This is a genomic window from Ruegeria sp. YKSF131 (assembly GCF_059612645.1).
Genome location: NZ_JBXWQZ010000072.1, coordinates 1 through 19,713 on the forward strand (window position 1 = coordinate 1; position 19,713 = coordinate 19,713).

15 protein-coding genes are annotated in these 19,713 nt (G+C 54.1%); 8 read left to right on the forward strand and 7 right to left on the reverse strand.

What is annotated here, in order from left to right; translation table 11 throughout:
* Positions 1-369 precede the first annotated feature (369 nt).
* Both AC2FLZ_RS19100 and AC2FLZ_RS19105 read left to right on the forward strand, forming a co-directional pair.
* Positions 370-2,334, forward strand: a complete 1,965-nt coding sequence (locus AC2FLZ_RS19100) for a hypothetical protein (protein ID WP_496821562.1) — start codon at positions 370-372, stop codon at positions 2,332-2,334.
* A 62-nt stretch (positions 2,335-2,396) separates the two neighbouring features.
* Positions 2,397-3,206: an FkbM family methyltransferase gene (locus AC2FLZ_RS19105; RefSeq protein ID WP_496821560.1), complete on the forward strand. Its 810-nt coding sequence runs from the start codon at positions 2,397-2,399 to the stop codon at positions 3,204-3,206.
* 36 nt (positions 3,207-3,242) lie between these two features.
* Here AC2FLZ_RS19105 and AC2FLZ_RS19110 read toward each other — a convergent pair whose 3' ends face one another.
* The 3 genes from AC2FLZ_RS19110 to AC2FLZ_RS19120 all read right to left on the reverse strand — a co-directional run bounded on the left by AC2FLZ_RS19110 (position 3,243) and on the right by AC2FLZ_RS19120 (position 5,912).
* Positions 3,243-4,268 (reverse strand): glycosyltransferase family 2 protein, encoded by a 1,026-nt coding sequence (locus AC2FLZ_RS19110; RefSeq protein ID WP_480555456.1) that lies wholly within the window; start codon positions 4,266-4,268, stop codon positions 3,243-3,245.
* The gene (locus tag AC2FLZ_RS19115) at positions 4,265-5,686 is read right to left on the reverse strand and encodes a hypothetical protein (RefSeq protein ID WP_496882611.1); all 1,422 of its coding nucleotides are present in this window, start codon (positions 5,684-5,686) and stop codon (positions 4,265-4,267) included. The genes AC2FLZ_RS19110 and AC2FLZ_RS19115 overlap by 4 nt, the downstream gene beginning before the upstream one ends.
* 97 nt (positions 5,687-5,783) lie before the next feature.
* Positions 5,784-5,912 (reverse strand): hypothetical protein, encoded by a 129-nt coding sequence (locus AC2FLZ_RS19120; protein ID WP_480555458.1) that lies wholly within the window; start codon positions 5,910-5,912, stop codon positions 5,784-5,786.
* A 546-nt stretch (positions 5,913-6,458) separates the two neighbouring features.
* Here AC2FLZ_RS19120 and AC2FLZ_RS19125 point away from each other — a divergent pair.
* Positions 6,459-8,447 carry an acyltransferase family protein gene (locus AC2FLZ_RS19125; RefSeq protein WP_496882612.1) on the forward strand — a complete coding sequence of 663 codons (1,989 nt, stop codon included), beginning with the start codon at positions 6,459-6,461 and terminating at the stop codon, positions 8,445-8,447.
* 255 nt (positions 8,448-8,702) lie between these two features.
* Positions 8,703-9,233 (forward strand): VPLPA-CTERM sorting domain-containing protein, encoded by a 531-nt coding sequence (locus AC2FLZ_RS19130; RefSeq protein ID WP_496813355.1) that lies wholly within the window; start codon positions 8,703-8,705, stop codon positions 9,231-9,233.
* 66 nt (positions 9,234-9,299) lie between these two features.
* Here AC2FLZ_RS19130 and AC2FLZ_RS19135 read toward each other — a convergent pair whose 3' ends face one another.
* Genes AC2FLZ_RS19135 through AC2FLZ_RS19150 form a run of 4 tightly spaced genes read right to left on the reverse strand, consistent with a single transcriptional unit; the run spans position 9,300 to position 13,295 of the window.
* The gene (locus AC2FLZ_RS19135) at positions 9,300-10,184 is read right to left on the reverse strand and encodes a glycosyltransferase family 2 protein (RefSeq protein ID WP_496754342.1); all 885 of its coding nucleotides are present in this window, start codon (positions 10,182-10,184) and stop codon (positions 9,300-9,302) included.
* On the reverse strand, positions 10,165-10,998 hold the full coding sequence (locus AC2FLZ_RS19140; protein ID WP_209507440.1) for a CpsD/CapB family tyrosine-protein kinase: 834 nt from the start codon (positions 10,996-10,998) through the stop codon (positions 10,165-10,167). Before AC2FLZ_RS19140 ends, AC2FLZ_RS19135 begins: the two co-directional genes overlap by 20 nt.
* A gap of 34 nt (positions 10,999-11,032) precedes the next feature.
* Positions 11,033-12,571, reverse strand: coding sequence for a GumC family protein (locus AC2FLZ_RS19145; protein ID WP_496882613.1), 1,539 nt, complete (start codon positions 12,569-12,571; stop codon positions 11,033-11,035).
* A gap of 1 nt (position 12,572) precedes the next feature.
* Positions 12,573-13,295, reverse strand: coding sequence for an ExeA family protein (locus tag AC2FLZ_RS19150; RefSeq protein WP_496842811.1), 723 nt, complete (start codon positions 13,293-13,295; stop codon positions 12,573-12,575).
* Positions 13,296-14,145: 850 nt separating this feature from the next.
* Between AC2FLZ_RS19150 and AC2FLZ_RS19155 the strand changes: the two genes are divergently transcribed.
* The 4 genes from AC2FLZ_RS19155 to AC2FLZ_RS19170 all read left to right on the forward strand — a co-directional run bounded on the left by AC2FLZ_RS19155 (position 14,146) and on the right by AC2FLZ_RS19170 (position 19,584).
* A complete protein-coding gene (locus AC2FLZ_RS19155) occupies positions 14,146-14,775 on the forward strand; it encodes a sugar transferase (RefSeq protein WP_496821557.1) in 630 nt (209 codons plus the stop codon).
* 69 nt (positions 14,776-14,844) lie between these two features.
* The gene (locus AC2FLZ_RS19160; protein WP_496882614.1) at positions 14,845-17,295 is read left to right on the forward strand and encodes a tetratricopeptide repeat protein; all 2,451 of its coding nucleotides are present in this window, start codon (positions 14,845-14,847) and stop codon (positions 17,293-17,295) included.
* A gap of 102 nt (positions 17,296-17,397) precedes the next feature.
* A complete protein-coding gene (locus AC2FLZ_RS19165) occupies positions 17,398-18,024 on the forward strand; it encodes a polysaccharide biosynthesis/export family protein (protein ID WP_209599272.1) in 627 nt (208 codons plus the stop codon).
* Between the two features lie 12 nt (positions 18,025-18,036).
* Positions 18,037-19,584, forward strand: a complete 1,548-nt coding sequence (locus AC2FLZ_RS19170; protein ID WP_496882615.1) for a hypothetical protein — start codon at positions 18,037-18,039, stop codon at positions 19,582-19,584.
* Positions 19,585-19,713: the final 129 nt, after the last annotated feature.

The following is a 19,713-nucleotide window of genomic DNA, read 5'->3' on the forward strand; positions in this document are numbered from 1 at the left end:
GTGAACGCGGGTTAGGCCTGTTGATTGTCCGGGATATAGCCGAGCTTTATGGAGGAATGGTCCATATCGGGACATCCGCTCTGGGTGGGGCGAAAGTGTCGGTCATACTGCCTGGATGGATCGAAACGCCGAAATAGATACCTATACGGCTATTTGTTTCCCTGAAATCACCAATGTAGGTATGCTTGCAGTATTGATATCACATTGCGCATGCAATCCATCCGTTGGGCATAAAACACGCAACCAGATGAGAGTTACATGTTATCAGTAGATTGGTTGATTGAAGACATATGCTTTCAGCTGACATCCAGTATGCCTTTCATTGGGTAATCGTCGACTGCTGTATTTGATGAGATTGTATAAGACGTGATGGTATTGCGCCTTTTTATTTCACTCATTGTGTTGGCTGGCATTGTACTGGCCGGTCAGGGCGTCGCAGCAACACTTGCTGCTGATGCGGTGCGGCTGGATGAGGTATCGCCCTATTTCGCAGCCAGCGGTGTTCTGTTTTCCTATGTCTGGGTTCCTCTGGTCGCGCTGTCTGCTTCGGCGCTTTTTGTGGCACCGGGGTTGCTGATGGCTTTGGGAATTGCTGCGCAGGGGGACCGATTTGAGCACTGGCTGCTCAAGGGGTTTACATTGTCCTTGTTCGGTGTGCCTGCGCTCGCCGCAATGGTACAGGCCGTCAGCGGTGTTCCCATGGCCGGGGCGGCCTTCATTCTATTGCTTGTTTTGCTTTGCCTGCCCGGCATCGGCCTGATCGCAGCCCGACCCAACCCCGAGATCTTGCGGGGCAGGGGTTGGGATATAGCCGGCATGATTGCCTTGCCGCTGGCTGTTCTGGTCTTGCTGGCTCCGAAATTCTACTGGGAGTCGCTGAATGACGACGGGGCGCACAGCTTTCTGAACGCGATGTTATTCATGACCGGTGGCCTGCCGTTCTGGCCACCGGATGCAGGGGGAGTCGGGGGGTATCCGACCCCGAAAATGATGACGGAAACCTTCCTGCAAAGCGGGTTCATGCGGTTTTTCGGGCCCTATGAAGTCTCTATCCGTCTTGCATATTTGCCAGGGGTTTCGATCCTTTTTGGGGTGATGTTGTCCTTTGTACGCGATCCCGAAGGACATACTGACCCACGAACCGTTTTCGGGCTTGGGACTGCTCTGCTGCTGTTTTCCTTCGTGATGGCATTCAATCCATCCTACAATCCGTATTTCGCCGACATTGCGCTGCCCATGGCGCGCGAGCCGATGATCCTGCTGGGGGTGCTGGGCTATATCCTGTTCTTCAGCGAACGCAGGTTCGCCGGGATGGCGTTTGTGTCAACACTGGCTTTGCTAACCGCACCGAATGGCACCCTTCTTATCGGGTTTTTTCTGATTTCCCACTTCCTTCTGACCCGGCCACTGCCGTTCCGGCAGGTGATTGCGGGAGGGACGGTCGCCCTTGGTGTCCTGGTTCTGGCATCACTGTTTGAGATGATGCTGACATGGTGGGGGCTGATGGACGTGTCCGATGAGTTTGGGGCTGACAGTATTCTGCGCCGCCTGCGCTTCGTGACGATCTTCGACACCGGGCGGTTCCTGTTCTGGCTGCTCCCTTGCGGGATTCTGCCCGGCCTGGCACTGCTGGCCTGGCCCTGGCAGGATAAGCTGTCCAGAACACTGACGCTGACGGTCATTGCCTATGTTCTGTTTTTCTATGTTCAGGCCTATCGGATCCTGCCCCATCATTTTGCACCCGCCGCAGTCATACCACTGATTGTCTTCTGGCGTTTGCGGCCGGTTCAGGTTGCTCCGGTCTCTGCACTGGCTTGTGCTCTGACAGGGCTTGCGGTCAGCGCCTGGATCAGCTGGCCGGAAACTCTGCGCCCGTTTACCCAGACCCGGGATCTTGGCTATCGTATCTCTATCGAAACTGATGAGAGCCCGTTCCCTGACCTGAACGAGATACGTGTTGTTCCGGCACTGATTGCCGGGGCATTCCCGCCCATCTGGACACAGGCCGAGTTGGAAAAGCGCTATATGGCTGGCCAGTTGTCGGTCTATGTTCATGCCAGAATGCCTGCATCTGACACTGCGACCGCAGATTATTTCATACGCGCGGCAACAGCAGCTCTGGTGGATGGAGAAACTGTAATTGGCGAAGCTTTGGAGGGTTGGGTTTTGGTGGCGCGCGATCAGACGGTTTACGAAAATGACCTCGGGAACACCGATGTTCCGGTCAGTATTGCACGTGCCTATCGCGTACCACTTGATACCATCTTCGGACAGGGCACACGTGAGACACCCTACCCGGTTTGGGACATCGCGAAAGTAGCGGGTCTAAGATAGCCACCGATTGAGAAATATAAGATTTGTCCCGAAGAAAAACGGGCAGTTAAATGGAGAACTCTATGAAGCAAAATCTTGCAAAACTGGTTGAATCTTACCCGGTCCTCCAGAAGCCTGCCTATTTCGCCTATATCGGCGTGATCAGCGCCCGGAATGTCAGCCGCCGGTTCGCCATGAACAATCTCGGCTACCTGCCCAAACGTGTTTCTGACAGGGGCCAGGACATGTGGGTGATCAACGAAGTTTATAATGGCAAGCGCAATGGTTTTTTTGTCGAGCTTGGTGCCGCCGATGGATTCTCAGACTCAAACACGTTCGCTCTGGAAAAACACTATGGCTGGACCGGACTTTTGATTGAACCCAACCCGGTCAATTACCATCGGATTACAAACTGGCATCACCGCACGGCCACCCCGGTTCCGCTGGCGGTTGATCCCGAACCGGGAAAGCTGGAGTTCATGATTGACGGTCAGCGCAGCAGCCTGCTGGTGGATGAGGCCGATAACATGACCGAGCGACGCGCTTCGAAACTGGCCCGGTTCCGGGAAAAGGGCAAGGTTGTAACGGTTGAGGCCGTACCTCTGGATGAGGTGTTCGATCGCTATAACGCGCCCAAGGATATCGATTACTTCAGCCTGGATGTCGAAGGGTCGGAAACGCGGATTCTGCGCAATTTCCCATTCGACAAATACCGTTTCCTGGCCATGACAATCGAACGCCCGACACCGGAGCTCAACGAGTTACTGTTCGCCAATGGCTATCATTTCGTGCGCAATTCGCTTTACGACACGTTCTATGTGCATGAAAGCAACCCGCGCTTCGATCAGGTTGAGAAATTACCGTTCGAACAATTACCTGCAAAGCAGTTCTGAACCTGCCTCTGGCACACAGCCATGTCACGCGAACAGTCAGTTCCGCGTGACATGGAGTTTCTGTTTCTGCCCCAGCACGTGATATTCGAACAGGCACCAGACATAGATGGTGGCCGAGTAGACATAATAGACCTGGTGATAGAGCAGGCATTTGAATGCGAACCACGGTCCGCCATGCCCGGACATAGCGCGCACCAGATCAAAATTGGCGACAAAGGCGGCTGCAAGCAGCAATAAGGGCAGGGGCCATGCCCCCGGCCAGAATGGCAGGGCCAATATCGACAATAGCAACAGCCCGGCGATTGCCGCCCGTGCCCGCTCGGCCATCGAGGTGTTCAGGTCATCCGTCAGCCCCTCGCGCGAGATCATCAGCCGGGCCCAGGGCAGGGCGCGACAGAAGATATCCGTGCTCAGGCTGTTGCGGATGGTCCAGACTTTCAGATGCTTGCCCTGCAAAAGCGGCTCGACCAGGATGCGGCGACCGGTGCCCGCGATCCGATAGCCCAGTTCGATATCCTCGATCGAGGGGACCTCATAGGTTTTCACGTCGAACCCGCCAACCTCAAGAAACACGTCGCGCCGGATTGCGCCGCACCCAGCCCAGAAGGTGCACGCCTCGCGCCGGGCGCGCTGATGGTGATAGCGGTGCAGAAGGTTCTTGTAACGCGAAAACCACGATTGCCCATCCGGCGCGTCGTCATAGGATCCGAACACGGCGCCGACATTATCCTCGGACATGGCACGGCGGATATGCTCCGGGCCATCGGGCCAGGCGATGACGTCGGAATCGACGAACCACAGGATGTCACCGGTGGCGTGTTCGGCGGCCAGGTTGCGCGCAGCCCCCGGTCCGCCATTGACTGGCGTGGTCAGAACCGTGGCCCCCATTTCGCGGGCAAGGGCCGCAGTCCCGTCCGGGGACTGGTCATCGACGACCAGAACCTGCTGCACCTGGCCGGTGTTCAGCATTTCAATCAGGGGTGTCAGGACACGGGGCAGCAGATGCTCGGCCTTGTAGGCGGGCATGACGACGCTGATGGAAAGGGTTTGATCTGAAGTCACGAGGTTTCTCCGGCCGCGCCTTGCGACACTGACGAACGCTGAACAAGAAAAAGAAAGGCAGCCGTGAAAGGCAACAACCACATCACACGGGCACCATATCGGTCTGCGGGTTGCGAGACCCCGCCACAGACCAGCGCATTCACTGCAATCCCGATCAGAATGAACAGTGCGAACAGTTTCAGCGGGGGGGCAACTCGTCCAGGCCATAGCAACAACCCGATCACAATGATTGCCGAGATCAGATAGATTGTCGCGTGGATGGAATTGACCGGACCCAGCCAAGGCTGATCGCGTGTCAGGACAATTTTGTCCAGAACCGCCAGCTGCGCCTCCGGCAGTCCCGAAAGCGATTTTGCGTTTCGGATGACAGCCTCGTTCGGGATGGTCATCTCGATGCTGTTCATTCCCAGCTGGGTGAACGTATTTTTGCCAAGTGCGTATATCGTCCCGAACGGCCGGGCGGCCAGAACCTGCAGGAAAAAGGCCCGCTGTTCGGCTGCTACGGCCCGCTGATCCTCAATCGGCATCAGCCGGAAAGACCCCAGCTTTTCGGATTGTTCGAAAATGATATGAGTAGCGGTCAATCGGTAAGGGTCATCGGACCAGGACAATGCCTCGTGCAGGGCGCAGGTTGCCAGATCGGTGCGCGGACAGACATCATCCAGATAGTCCAGGCCGGGGCCGTCAACGATCAGACGTGCCGTGATATAGGGTGTATAGATTACCTCTTTCCGCGCAACGGTTTCTGTTGCGAACTCAAATGCTTTGCGCTCGGCAATGGCCAGCGCAACAAGGCATATGACAAACCCTGCCGCAAGCCATCGCCCATATCCAAGACGCAGTAAGGCAGCCAGCACGACAAAGGGCACCATCAGTACGGCAATCCCCAGATGCGAGGGGTGCAGGACCACCGCGAACGCTGCCAAGGCCAGCGCGCCCAGCCATTCTATCAAGTTCATGTAACGACCTGCGGCAACAACCGCCGCAATCAGGATCAGCATCACCGATGTGAAAATATCCGGCATGACATAGGCGATATAGAAGGGCAGCGCGGTCACTGCCCCCGCTAATAAAGGAATGGTTACCAGTTGAAGCGTGCTACGCCCGGTTTGTGCGCTGCGCTGCAACAGGCGCATCGTCAGCCAGACTGCGAACAACAATGCGGCCAGATGAACCCCCGCAACGGCCCCCAGCGCATCGCCCCGCCAGAAAGTCGCAACCAGCAGCGCATAAGCCATCGAGCGTGATCCGCCGGTGACCTCATCCTCTTCACCGTTTTGTTCAGCCTGGCTGCCACTTGCCCCATTTTGAGCACCGGCCGGTTTTGGTGCAGGCAGGATAAGTGAGAGCGCTATATTGCCCTGTCGAAAATAGCTCCCGGTGTCAAAGTAATAGAGCGGGCCGCGATTGATAATCAAAACCGCCAGGCAAATGACCACCGTAGCTGCAAACAGCAGAGCCCCTCTGAACCTTCGGGGTGATCCTCCCGATGCAGTTTGCGCGGCCATCACTGTCCTACAGCTCCTTCATCGCCATCGCAGCAGGCTGAAACAGGCAGTTGTTGCCTTCAGCCACTTCCCGGATGCATCTCTCGACCAAAGCGCCCAATTTCATGGCGCTGGTTACACCCCCGGACGAATTCATCAGCGGTTCCCGCAATTTCTGCCGTCTCAGGCACAGCATCAATTCGCACTATCTCCCTGCTCACAGGCAGGCACTTCAAACAAACGGGCAAATTGCAAAAAAATCCGATCGAAAATAAGCGCCTGTACTCAGTACAATAACAACTCAACGCTACACGAAACTTCCGGTGCGTCGAAGGAGAAATATGACAAGCTTCGGGTTTCATATCTTTTTCCAGGTAGGGGGCACCTACAGACGCCATGCACTAACTTTCTTGCAGACAGTGGTTCGTTTTGGACGGGATTGTTTCCCGTCCGGAATGCAGTGCGATCAGGCCTGATCTCAGGCGCAAATTTTATTTTTGCAAGACGATTGCTGCGGTGATGCAGGCAGGACAGCGGCCAAACCTTATGATGTACGTGTCAGCAGATCCGCTCATCAGCCTCTAACAGCGCGCGCGCCATGAACATGAACAGAGCATGACGGCCTCAGCCACGCCACGTTCATCTACCGTTTTTATATTCTCCGGACCCCACGTCGTCAGTAATCAGTTCCCAGTTTTCAAAAATGAAATACAGACCCGAAGTAGATGGATTACGTGCGCTCGCGGTAGTGCCAGTTGTGTTTTTTCACGCTGGCTTTTCACTCTTCAAAGGCGGTTTTGTCGGCGTCGACGTCTTTTTCGTAATTTCGGGTTATCTGATTACCTCAATCCTTCTCAAGGAACTCGAAGCTGGTACGTTTTCTCTTCTGAAATTCTATGAACGCCGTGCCCGACGCATTCTACCCGCTCTGGCAGTTATGGTCGCCGCCTGCATACCGGTGGCGATTTTCCTGATGACACCGACGGAAGCAAAGAATTTTGCGCAAAGCGTCGCCGCCGTCGGCCTTTTTGCTTCGAACGTATTGTTTTGGGTCGAGAGCGGTTATTTCGATCTAGACTCGGAAGAGAAACCGCTTCTTCACACTTGGAGTCTCGCGGTAGAAGAGCAGTTTTATATCGTATTCCCGCTGCTTTTGCTGCTGTTATGGACCTATAGAAGAAAACTGCTTGTTCCCATCTTGGTGCTTTTGGCCCTGCTCAGCCTTGTGCTGTGCGAATGGGGTTCGCGAAATGCACCAAGCGCCACATTCTTTCTTGCGCCGACGCGTGCGTGGGAGCTGTTGGCCGGATCGTTCTGCGCCATGATCCTGCGACGTGGCACCACCTCCCATGATTTGCTGGCCGCATTGGGTGTCGTGATGATCGGGGTCTCCATTTTTGCCTTTGGTGAGACGACCCCATTCCCATCGGTCTATGCCCTGCTTCCGGTCGGTGGCACAGTCTTTGTAATCCTGTTTGCCGGACCGACAACAGCAACGGGAAAACTGTTGGCCAAGCCCGTCTTCGTCGGTCTCGGGCTTATCAGCTACAGCGCTTATCTTTGGCATCAACCGCTCTTTGCCTTCGCCCGTCTCTGGACGCCATGGGCCCCATCGCCAACCGTTCTCGTCTGCCTGATCATTCTGACATTCGTGATCGCGTATCTAAGCTGGCGCTTTGTTGAAACGCCGTTCCGCCGCACTTCGGGGCCGCATTCCATTGCCCGGCGGCCGGTTTTCATCCTGGCAGTCACGGTCTCATTGTTGTTTGTGGCATTCGGCGGCTGGGGACAGATGACGAAAGGCTGGCGCAACGCCTATCTGGCGCGCATGTCTGAAGCGGAAAAACGTATGCTTACCCTGACAGAGCATGCGTATAATGAACAACTCGCCAATGCACTGTCGCGCTTTGATAATGGCGACTGCGTCTTCGACATCCGCACGCTTGATGAGACCGCTCGTCAGCGTGCCACCGACTGTGCGCAGAAGTATGGTCCCGGTGTTCTCGTTCTAGGCGACAGCCACGCGATTGACCTTTACGGTGCGGTTATAACCACATCACAGGCCAACGAGCCCTTCATAGTCGGCGTTGTCTCAGGCGGGTGTCGTCCACATACGCTTTTGCCTGGTTGTGCTTACATGGAACTTGCTCAGTTCATTGAAGATCGCCCAGATGTTTTTGAATTCGCAGTCTATGAACAGGCGGGGTTTTATCTGTTGCACGGGGCCGGGTTTGATTTAGGCGGAAGACGTATGTTCGAAAGGTTGTCGCCAAATGAACCCGTACCCCGTTTCGAGCCCCACATGGGTTATGTTCAGGCCGTAAAGGAATATCTGGAACGCATCGCATCCCATATTCCGACAGTCTGGCTATCCCCCCGGATCGAGCCACATATTCAACCGATCTTTATCCGGAAGGCGGGATGTGATTACCCTTATATGCTTCGCCCCGGAACGGAAGAGGTCTTTTTGAAACTCGAAGCTACGATCGCCGAAACTCTTTCAGCATCACCGGTAGAATTCATGTCACAACACAACTTGCTCAAACTGTCTTTCCCAGAAGACTTCTTATCCTGTGATGTTCTTTTCTGGTCGGATGGTGACCACTTCAGCAACGCAGGTGAAGAACGATTTGGAAAAAGGATGCAGGTTGTTCAGAACGCACGCGCAGTGCTTGGGTTGGAGCGGAAGTGAAGCTCTTGGCGCCTGACGTTCCGTGAGCCCCTGATTCTCTTAACAATTACACCACCCATGTTCACAAAAGAGAAACAAACCAATCCATGCGACTACATTATGCCCTCATGATCACCCGAATGCCGCAAAAAAAACATAATTTCTCAAAAAGACCTTAGCAATCAAACAGAAATGATTTATCAATCTTTAACAGTAGGTGCCGTGCTAGGGGTATGCATGGACTCTGTTAGGTGGAAATAAAAGGTGGGTCCTTTAATGTTTAGAAATTTGAAAATGATGCTTGTGGGGCTTGTAGCCGCTGTCTTTATGAGCAGTTCGGCCAGCGCTCTGACACAGGTAGCTGCCGGCGGCAGTTATGACATCACATCCGATAACCTGTTTTTTGGCGCGGTTGACACAGCTGCGGGCGGCCCGGGTGTCTACTCTGTCAATTTCACTTCGCCGGTTGATCCTCTGTCCGCATCTGCGCAAGCAACCATCGGCATTCGTCTGCTGACCAACGCTTTCCCGCTGGGCCTGACCGTAAGCTGGGTCGATGCAAACAACCCCTCCAATGTATTGGCCTCGACATCTGTCCTGGGCGGTGTGACAACGACACTGAGCACAATCTTCAGCAGCCTGTCCCCAAACACCCTGAGCCAGAACCTCGTGTTTAGCTGGGCTTCTTCTGCACCAAACGTGTCCTTTGACTTTGATGTGGCTGCAGTTCCGCTGCCGGCCGGTGGTCTTCTGCTTCTTACTGCACTTGGCGGTCTGGCCCTGACCCGTCGCCGCAAGGCTGCCTGAGCAAAACACACAAATCTGACCTACATGACCAGGGGCCGCTTTGCGGTCCCTTTTCAATTGGCTTGATCAGATATTACCGCCCGATGCCTGGCGCAGCATCCAGACCATCCTCTGACATCTGAGCCGGAACAAGGTGGTGATTGCACGCAAGACCTCACCGGTTGAGGCCAATTTGTTACTGGATACAACTTTCGGGGTGTGTACGACTGCGCTTGCTGGCATGGCCAATGCACGAATAGCCCACCGCAAACGCGATGCAGCATTTGTTCCGTTCAACTGATATCCCTCTTGCGTCGTCCGTCGCCATTTAGCCTTCAGGGCCGGCCAGTCCTGCCGGGATGGATGGCTGACGCAAAACTCGTCCCGGTAAATCAGACTATAGCCCCGGGCAACGGCGCGCATGGTCCATTCCCGATCCTCGGATACGCCATTGATGAACCCACCGATCTTGTCGAATACATCCCGTCGAGTCAGCAGGTTGCCTGCCCCGGAACATCCCTGAACTTCGATGTACCGGCGGAAATTAAAGGCAAATACAGCCTCAAATGCCTCGGCCCCGCTGCGGGGTGACGGGGTTTCATCAAACACGTCAACCCGGCCTCCGATCAAATCTGCCAAATCTGCGATCTGGCGTCCGACCGTCAGCCAATCCGGCGCAGGAACACAATCCGCATCGATAAAAAACAAACGTGGCGCCGTCGTTTCCGCTACGCCACGATTGCGCGCATGGGCTGCTCCCTTTTGCGGCTCCACAAGAAAGCGCACCTCGGGGAAGGCCTGCCGGATGCCATCCAGCGAAATCGGAGAGTTGTTGTCTACAACAACGACTTCGGTTCCACCCAGGTCATTTTTCCTGAGTGCGTGCAGGCATCGTTCCAGCCTTGGAAGGTCGTTATAATGAGGTATGATTACCGCATCGACCGGAGCTTCTTCAGTACGTGCCGTACTCATTCCCGAAGGCCCCACTGATATACCGGCATTTGTTCAAAACAATTCCCATGACATTCGTGAGTTCTGCCAATTGCCGCTCGGCGATGTCGATATGATCAATGCTTGTTTCTTCCGCTGCTGCCAAAAGCAAAGCGCAGTCGACATTCTTAAGGAAACCATGGCTGTCGTCGCTGGCCATCAGTGGCGGCGTGTCAAACAGAATGACATCGGGTTTGTATTCCGCTTCGAGCTGCTCCAGAAATTCGATTGTCCGCCGGCTTTGCAGAATTTCTGCAGGGTTGCGTGTTGAAGAGAAGTTCAACCCGAAAATCACGTTGTTACCGTGGCGCAGTGCGTGCTCGTGAAACGGCACTTTTCCCTGGATGACATCGGCCATACTGTAATTTCCGGTTTGCTTCAGTATCTCTGCCAATCCCCTGCGCCGCATGTCGAAATCGATCACAATCGTGCGCAAGTCCTCCTGTCTGCTCAGGCTGAATGCCAGATTTGCAGCTGCCGTACTTTTACCGCACCCGCTATAGGGAGAGGTAAGCGCCACTCTCCGCCAGCCTTTGGACAAGGTCTGCTGCAACATCTTGGTCCGCAACATGTCATAAGGCGTTGCATCAGCACCACCGTTAAAAGACATCAGACGCTTGCGGGAGATGAGCCCTGGGTCGATCACGATCTCGGGTACAGTCAGCCAGATGTCCTCATCCGCGCTTTCCTGGGGAACATGCAGCTGTTCTTCAGTTACTGGCTGCAGTGGTTGAGGCTGTTGACGGCTATCTCGTGCCCTGCGGGCCTTCTGAATCGCCTGCTGAAGACGGTCCATTACACCCTCCTTGATTCAATCAGAACAGAAATCACTAGAACACCCCAAGCTTGTCGATCACTTTTTCAGCGAACAAATCCAGTGGCAGATAATAGGTATGCACAGCCCAAACGCCTGCAGGCACACCAACCATAATCACCAGAATGGCTACAACCCAGATAAGGCGCTGCTTCATCACCTCACCCCGAGATCGTACATATGGGATGGTCGCGATGGGCCACACGTCCAGCTTCTTGATCAGATCCTCAGGTCGGCGCGGGGCCCGCTTCAACACCTCAAGCAAAAAGATCAAAGCCAAACCCAAGGCGATACCAGTCCCTATTCCCCCGCCTGCAATTAACAGACGGTTGGGCTTGGTCGGTGTGCTGGGGACAGAAGGATGTTCAATTACCGAAATACGCTGCCCCTGAGACGTAACTTCGATCCGCTCACCAGTTGAAGCCGAGGCCAAACGGGAAACGGCTGTATTATATTGCGCCTGGATATTACTTTGGTCGCGCTGCAATTCTGCCAGCGTAATCGAATTTGCAGGAGTCAGTTCAATTGACTGGGTTACCTTTTCAAGGCTTTCCTCAGTGACAGTTCGCTGATCTTCAAGTGCGGCGATTTGTGAATCCAACTGAGCTAGTTGCAGATCAAGTGACGAGTTTCCCGTTTGTGTGGCTGTCGTAGCTGCGCTTGTACTCTGTTCAGCTGCGACAACTTCCTCCAAACGGTTGATCCGGGCACGTAAAATCTTAATCTGCGGGCTGCTTTCGGAATAAATCCCCAGCTGGTTGTCAAGCTGGTTACGCAATTGGGTTAGCTGTTGCTGGGCCTGTGTCTGCGGCTGCTGTCCAACAGTCGTGATCTGACCTGTCGTGCTGTAGATTTCCAGCAGTTTCTCTCGCTGCTTCTGCAGGGTAAAAATCTGCTGATCGGTCTGCTGAAGACTGGCTTGCAATGTCCCTTGCCGCGCCATGCGAAACTGCAGGCTGGCCGGCAGGGCGCCAGCGTTCTCGCTCTGAAACTCAAGAACCCTCGCGTCGGCCCGGTCGAGCTCGGCACCAAGGCGCTCGACTTCCTGCTCAAAGAACGCAAGGGTGTCAGATGCTCGTTCTTTACGATACTCGACATCAAGCTTTTGAATTTCAGTTAGATATTCGTTCAACACGCCGGCTACGATTGGCCCGCTTCTACCGTCGAACGTAATCGACATCAGGTTTGCCTGATTGCGACCGGAAGAAATTCGAACCCGGGTATTTGAGCGCAGCTCATGAAGTATCTCATCCGGAGTAGCCTCATCCTGGTTCGGCAACACCTTATATTTGCGCGAAATATCAAGAAGAACCGGTCGCGTGAGTAAGCGTTGTTCAACAATCTGGAGCTGTTCAAACGGAGACGTCGTAACCGTACTGGCCGCCAGATTTCCGGGAATCTGCGGCGATTCAACAATCAGACGAATTGTGGAAGAATAGGTTGGCGGCAAGGTCATTGCCACGGTGACCGAAATCACAGAGACAATCGTCGCCACAATGAGGAAATACGGAAACCGCCTCAGGAAAATGGAGAAATAGTAGCGTGCAGGACCCATCTTAGACCGTCAGCTCCTTCTCAAGTGAGTTTCCGCCAAAGAATACGCCATCATCGACCACCTGATTGACAATGGCCTCGTCGACCTTATCCGCTTCATTTGTCCAGGCATAAAGCAGGGCAAAGTCGCAGAACTGATTGACCAGGCGTGGCACACCGCGGGTCTGCTGAAAAATCACCTTGCAGGCGTCTTCTGTAAACTCGCCGCCGGACCCGCCGGCCGTTTTCATTCTGTGCCTGATATAGGCTTCGACGGACGACTCATCCATCCGTTCCAGATGAAAACTTGCGGCCACGCGCTGCGTCAGCTGGCGCATCTTGGGGTCCAGAACCATGTCGCGCAACTCAGGTTGGCCAACCAGAACAAGCTGGATCAGTTCGTCCGTGTTCGAGTTGATATTGGTCAGCATGCGGATTTCTTCCAGACCTTCGACTGTCAGGTTCTGCGCTTCGTCAAAGATCAGGACCACCCGCCGCCCTTCGGCATATTCCGCGACCAGAAAATCCTGCAGATCCCGGAACAGCTGAACATAGGGGGCGTCGTTGTTAATTGGCAGGCCCAACGCATGCAGAACCCATTGCAGCAGCTCTCCGCGGCCACCTTGCGCATTCGAGATCAGCCCAACGGTGATCGACTCTTCCATTTCACTCAGAAGATGCTGCACCAGGGTTGTTTTCCCTGCCCCGATCTCGCCTGTCAGCACTGTAATGGGTGCACAGCTCATAATACCGAATTGCAAGACAGAATAACCGCGCTTGTGCAGCGGTGACCAGTACATGAATCCGGGGTCCGGAAGCAGTGTGAAGGGCCGCCGATCGAGCCCGAAATAGTCTAGATAAAACCCGTCACTGGACGCCATTGCACCTCGGCTGCCTTCCGCCTTGTCAAACCTCGTACCGGCCCCCTGGAGATTATCCAAACTTAAACTCTGAACCACCAGAAATCCCTTACATAAAGAACACGTCACATAAACAAAAAGTACTTGGGTACTACTTTGCCACAAAATCAAGATAGCAGGCACCACTAAACTGCACACGCGATGAATTGACCTGTCGCCCCCTTCAATCAGAAACATTTCTCGCAATTGTTTCCATCTACGCCTTTGAAAAAAGCCCGTCGATGGCGCCTTGGCAATCTGGCTTGAACACGAGTCAAAAAGGCCTCCGGGAGGTCAAAGTTGGCTCCAAAAGCACAAAATTTAATCCATTGTGCCCAAGGGGGAAACAGAAACTCTTGAACTTTCAACAGATCCGTTGAGCAAAGTTTCACGATCCTGTTGGAAAACACTCGTACTAGGTCGTTCTGAGGTGTCCTTGCCAGTATTATTGTTTTGCAAGCCAAGCTGAATTTGTTAACACTTGGTTACGGGAAAGTGGCCTCGCGAATGTGCAAGCGCAGGGTCGAAGTGGTATAAAATATAAGATTTTAAGTATATGTAGTTGAGGTCGAGCGTGTTCTGTTCCTGAGTTTGGCAAGTGGTTCGTGAGTATTTGTGTGTGTTGGGGGTTTAAATAGTGACAAGTCATTCAAAAGAAGTGGCCAACGCTGGCGCGGGCTACTCTAGCATCTCTGTTATGCCGACCTCAGTTCAGTACCCGGGGTTCTACAGAGGTGTGGGAAAACGCATCTGTGATATTGCGTTTACACTGCTTGCAGCGCCGTTCGTCGTTCCGATGGTTGTGCTTCTGGCCGTATTTCTGGCCAGTCAGGGCGTAACACCGTTTTACCGGCAGGAGCGGGTTGGCAAGAACGGCAAGGTTTTCAAGCTGCTCAAACTGCGCACCATGGTGCATGACGCTGAGGCCGTGCTGAAAGAACATCTGGCAGCCGACCCCGAAGCCCGGGAAGAGTGGAATCGCAACCAGAAGCTTCGCAACGATCCACGCATCATTAAATTTGGCACATTCCTGCGCAAATCCTCAATGGATGAATTGCCGCAATTCTGGAACGTTTTTGTGGGTGAAATGTCCCTGGTCGGACCTCGCCCGATGATGGTGAACCAACAGGAACTGTATCCCGGCAAATTCTACAACGCGATGCGCCCTGGTATTTCCGGGTTTTGGCAAGTGTCCAAGCGCAACCAGTCTTCATTTGCCGAACGCGCTTATCACGACACAAACTACTGGAAAAGCATGTCGTTCGGTACAGATGTGTCAATCCTGATCCGGACTATCTCTGTCGTCCTGCGCGGCACCGGGTGTTAAACCCGGAACGCGTGGCCGGGTAAAACTGTCGGCTGCGTGCGATTTCGTAACTTTTGCGGGAGTGCAGCATTGAGCAGAGCCGGAACCTCTATCAACAAATTGCTGGCCAGCGCCCTTTTGGCCGCAGCCCTGCTATTGAGCGCGTGCGACTCGGCCGAAGAACGCGCGGAGGCGCATTTCCAGGCCGGACTGGCTCATCTGGAAGCCGGTGACGTCGAGCGCGCATTGGTCGAATTCAAAAACGTCTTCAAACTGAATGGGAAACACAAAGAGGCCCGCCTGACCTTTGCCAGGCTGGAGCGCGAGCGGGGCAATATCCGTGGTGCCTACAGCCAGTATCTGAGACTGGTAGAGCAATATCCGGACAACCTCGAAGGACAGCGCAGCCTTGCCGAGATGGCACTGGAAATTGGCAACTGGGATGATGTCAGACGTTACGGCGGCGCTGCCGCAGCACTGGCCCCGAACGATATCGAAATCAAATCCATCAACAACACGCTGACTTATACCGACGCGGTCAGAAATGGCGATGCCGCAGGCGTGGATTTCACTGTCCACACCGCCCTCAAGATGATCGAGAAACACCCCGATCTGATGACTGCGCGGCAGATCGTGATTGACCATCTGGTCCGCGACCAGGACTGGACCGGCGTCTTGAACGAGACCAGTGCGGGACTTGATATCAATCCAAAGGAGGAAAACCTTTACGGGATTCGCCTCCGCGCGCTGCGGGAACTGGACAAGCCCACTGAAATCGAAACGCTGCTCAGACAAATGGCATTTGTGTTCCCTGACGATGAAGGCGTCGAACAGTTACTCGTCCAGCATTTTATCGACCAGGGCAATCTGGATGCCGCAGAGCAGATGCTGCGCTCAGAGGTGGACCCAAAAGACACAGATTACATGCCAGCCCAGCGTCTGGTCGCGTTTTTGAACGAAAATCGCAGTATATCGGCCGCGATTACCGAATTGGATACGATCATCACGCATAACGGACCCAATACCGCACGCTTCAAAACGATACGCGCCGCATTGAAATTCCGTTCTGGCGACAAACAGACCGCAATTGCCGAGATGCACGCATTGCTTGAAGGCGCGCAACGCACCATTCAGACAAGGGAAAACGAGGTGGAATTTGCAAGAATGCTATTCCAAACTGACGACCCCGGCGCAGCAAGAACCTTGATTGAAAACGTGCTTTCAGAAGATCCCACCCAAGTTGAGGCGCTCAAGTTCAAGGCATCATGGTTGATTGAAGAAGACAATATCGGTGATGCCATTGTTCAATTGCGCGAAGCACTTCGCCAAGATCCCCGCGACCCGCAATTGATGACCCTTATGGCGCAGGCTCATGAACGCAATGGGGACAGGGAGCTGATGGGGGAAATGCTGGCCCTGGCGACGGAAGTATCGCGAAATGCGCCGGAGGAAACACTGCGCTACGCTCAGTTCTTAATAGAAGAAAATGACCCGGAAATTGCCGAGCGCATCCTGATCGCATCTCTACAGCAGACACCCGAAGAACCCGATCTTCTGTTCCTTTTGGGTGAAGTTTATCTGGGTATGAAAGACTGGGCGCGGCTGGAGGTTGTCCTGCGCTCTGTCAAGGACCTGAACACCCCCGAGGCACGGCGCCTCGCAAATGAACTCAAAGCCCACATGCTTGCAGCCCAGGCGCGCACGGAGGAACTGACTGCCTTCCTGAACGAGTTAACAGATGATCCCGAATTTGGCCTGCCAGCCGATATCGCACTTATTCGCTCGTTGCTGGCACAGGGGCAGGCCACTGCCGCCTTTGCTCGCCTTGACGAACTGCTCGCAGAAGATCCGGATTCTCTGCCGGTGCGATTGGTCAAGGCCCACGCCTTGACGGGCGAAGGCAAACGCGGCGAGGCTGAGCAACTCTATCGCGCGATCCTCGAGGACTATCCGGATACAACGCGGGCCTGGTTATCACTGCACGCACTGATCGTTGAACGCAACGAGGTTGAACTGGCCAAAAGCATTCTGACAGATGCCCTGACCAGATTGCCCGAGAACCCCGAGCTTCTCATGCTGCAGGCGGCAGATCACGAACGCTCCGGAGAGCTGGATCAGGCGATCTCGGTCTATGAAAAACTTTACCCGCTCAGCAACCGATCCTTGGTTGTGGCCAACAACCTGGCCAGCCTGTTGACAACCCATCGCAGCGATGACGAAAGCCTGCAACGCGCCAGCGTTTTGGCAAGGCGACTCCGCGGCACCCGCGTGCCTGTCTTTCAGGAAACCTATGGCTGGGTTTCTTACAGAATGGGCAATTATGACGAGGCCGTCAGCTATCTTGAACTCGCAGCGCGCGCATTCCCCGATCACCCCACAGTTCTATATCATCTGGGCAAAGCCTATGCCGCTGTCGACCGTCGAGAGGACGCCCTGCGCGCGTATCGTGCAGCACGGGCGACGGGAGTTCCCCTGAACATTTCACCTTCGCTGGAAGAAGAGATCGAACAGGTCAGTTCCGCGGACAAGCTGGGGCAATAGTGTTTCCAAAGCGGAATCCGCTGCAAATCTGCCGCATCTCGCATCCGTATGAAACGCTGCAGATTGTTTCGTTACCAATGAGTTGGCATAAAGGGGAAAAATATGAGAGATTTGAACATGCGGACAGTAATCGCTTCATTGATTGCGTTTGTCATGACTATGGTCGTGGCAAGCGGGGCTTGGGCGCAATCCTATCAGATCCAGCCGGGTGATGCTCTTCAGATCGAGGTATTGGAAGACCCCTCCCTGAACCGAACCGTTCTGGTTTTGCCAGACGGCTCCATCACCTTTCCCCTTGCCGGATCAATTCGGGCAGGAGGACTATCAACTAATGGATTAAGTTCATCCCTGGCATCGGCGCTGGCACCAAATTTCAATGCACCGCCGACCGTATTTACATCGATTGCAAGGGTCGCACCTCCTGCGTTTCCCGGATCTCTCACTCCAACCGGACCGACAATTGATGTCTTTATCATGGGTGAAGTCAACGCACCCGGAAAATATCTTGCAACCGAGGGAACAACTATTCTTCAGGTTTTGGCCCAGGCTGGCGGCCTGACCAATTTCGCGGCTCGCAAGCGCATCGAATTGCGCCGGGCTGACAGTAAAGCAGGCGCGGTAAACAAATATAAATATAACTACGATGGCTCGGGCAGTGGCATCAAAGGCAATACAGTTCTTAAGACCGGAGACGTTGTTGTGGTGCCCGCACGCCGTTTGTTCGAATAGGGGCTTATACAGGTGGGAAAATCCAAAAATAAACTATCCACCACGCTGGGGGGCGGGGTAGCTTTATTCTTTTCGCTGACGCCTGCGGTTGGACAGCAGAACCTGACGCAACAAACAACTGTACAGCAAACGGCTGCGCCATCGACGGCCACACAACGCGCCCCCAGCTTACAACTCATCTCTCAACAGGCTCAACGAAACCCTGCGCGCAGGGTTGGCCTGCCGCCCGCCGCCCGGCAAACCGGCGGCACCGGAACCGGGCTGAACATAACGTTGGATTATCTGTCATCACTCCGGCATGATGACAATCTCCGGCTAACGGACCCTTCCCTCGGATCGACCACTTGGTGGGAGAACACACTGGCCTTGGGCCTCGTCAACCAGACACCGGGATCTACTCTGACCTTCGACCTGTCGGGGCTGTATCGGATCGCCAACGAACCAATCATTGGAACAGAATCCAGCTTTTCGGACCCGTTCACTCAGCTGACATATCAACGAGACAACGCTAACAGCCAGTTTCGATTGCTTGCCGAATACCGTGAGAGAGATTTGGCCTTCAACCGGTCACTAACCGACATAAATCTGGATGGTGTCATCGATGCCTCTGATGTCATCGGCACCGTGGGCGACCAGGTCAATACACGTGGGAACCTGGACTGGCAAACTGGTTTGAATGATCCTTTGGGGTTCCGGTTCAGCTACAGCCACCGCGAACGCAGCTATACGAACACAATTAACCCGAACCTGTTCGACAATAGATCGGATGACTATGCAGCAACCGCAATACTTAGAATCTCTCCGATTCTACAGGGAAACGTGCGCGTTAGTTACATAGACTTCAATGCAGACGATGCTGTAGGCACCGACCGGAAGACGACGACAGTGTCAACTGGTGCAACATATGACATATCCCCAGTTACCACTGTCAGTGCGAATATTGGCTACACCCAGGTCGATAACACTCTACGCACGACCAATACCAATAACGTTACGGAAAATTTTGTCTGGGACTTTTCCTGGAACAAAAATCTGTCGAACGGCACGGCCAATATTTTTCTCGACCAGACATTCGGCGTGAATGGTACAAGATCCAACGCCACCTTTGGTCGAAGCTTTCAATGGGCTGGCGGGTTGTTCAGCTTCAATGCCGGATTTACCAGAGGGCCCTTTGACGAAGTTACACCAATTGGCCAGATCGACTATAGCTATCAACTGGCCAGCTCTCAAATCTCTGCAAAAATCCAGCGCCGGGTCGGTACCAGTACACAAAGCAACGAAACCCGCGAAACCGTGGCTTTTCTAGCCTATGATTACTTTATCAACCCGGTATCCGGTCTGTCTTTCAGCGTCAATTTCATCGATCAGGAAAGCGAAGGCCCGGGCCCGTCCAACCCGCGTCAGCGCGGTACTTTCGATGCCTCCTATACCCGCGCGATCACAAAGGACTGGGCGATGAACATCGGTTATCAATACGAAATGGATGACCAGAACGGATTTAAGGCGACCTCTAACTCGGTCTTCCTGACGCTTGGGCGGAGGTTCACTCTCAAACCTTAAAAAGGTAGCGCTGAACAATCCAATCCTTTCTTGCCGATTGTATCCATGTGGGATCATAAACACAGGGGCCGAGGGGGTTACAATTTCTAGGCGCCTCATATTATGCATGATGGTTTGTGATGCATCGTC

What these genes read in the sequence shown, in the direction of transcription:
- AC2FLZ_RS19155 (WP_496821557.1), top strand. Translation starts at nt 14,146, where the DNA reads ATGCCGACCTCAGTTCAGTACCCGGGGTTCTACAGAGGTGTGGGAAAA.
- AC2FLZ_RS19135 (WP_496754342.1), bottom strand. Translation starts at nt 10,184, where the DNA reads ATGAGTACGGCACGTACTGAAGAAGCTCCGGTCGATGCGGTAATCATA.
- AC2FLZ_RS19145 (WP_496882613.1), bottom strand. Translation starts at nt 12,571, where the DNA reads ATGGGTCCTGCACGCTACTATTTCTCCATTTTCCTGAGGCGGTTTCCG.
- AC2FLZ_RS19100 (WP_496821562.1), top strand. Translation starts at nt 370, where the DNA reads ATGGTATTGCGCCTTTTTATTTCACTCATTGTGTTGGCTGGCATTGTA.
- AC2FLZ_RS19130 (WP_496813355.1), top strand. Translation starts at nt 8,703, where the DNA reads ATGTTTAGAAATTTGAAAATGATGCTTGTGGGGCTTGTAGCCGCTGTC.
- AC2FLZ_RS19165 (WP_209599272.1), top strand. Translation starts at nt 17,398, where the DNA reads ATGAGAGATTTGAACATGCGGACAGTAATCGCTTCATTGATTGCGTTT.
- AC2FLZ_RS19105 (WP_496821560.1), top strand. Translation starts at nt 2,397, where the DNA reads ATGAAGCAAAATCTTGCAAAACTGGTTGAATCTTACCCGGTCCTCCAG.
- AC2FLZ_RS19140 (WP_209507440.1), bottom strand. Translation starts at nt 10,998, where the DNA reads ATGGACCGTCTTCAGCAGGCGATTCAGAAGGCCCGCAGGGCACGAGAT.
- AC2FLZ_RS19120 (WP_480555458.1), bottom strand. Translation starts at nt 5,912, where the DNA reads ATGAATTCGTCCGGGGGTGTAACCAGCGCCATGAAATTGGGCGCTTTG.
- AC2FLZ_RS19150 (WP_496842811.1), bottom strand. Translation starts at nt 13,295, where the DNA reads ATGAGCTGTGCACCCATTACAGTGCTGACAGGCGAGATCGGGGCAGGG.
- AC2FLZ_RS19125 (WP_496882612.1), top strand. Translation starts at nt 6,459, where the DNA reads ATGAAATACAGACCCGAAGTAGATGGATTACGTGCGCTCGCGGTAGTG.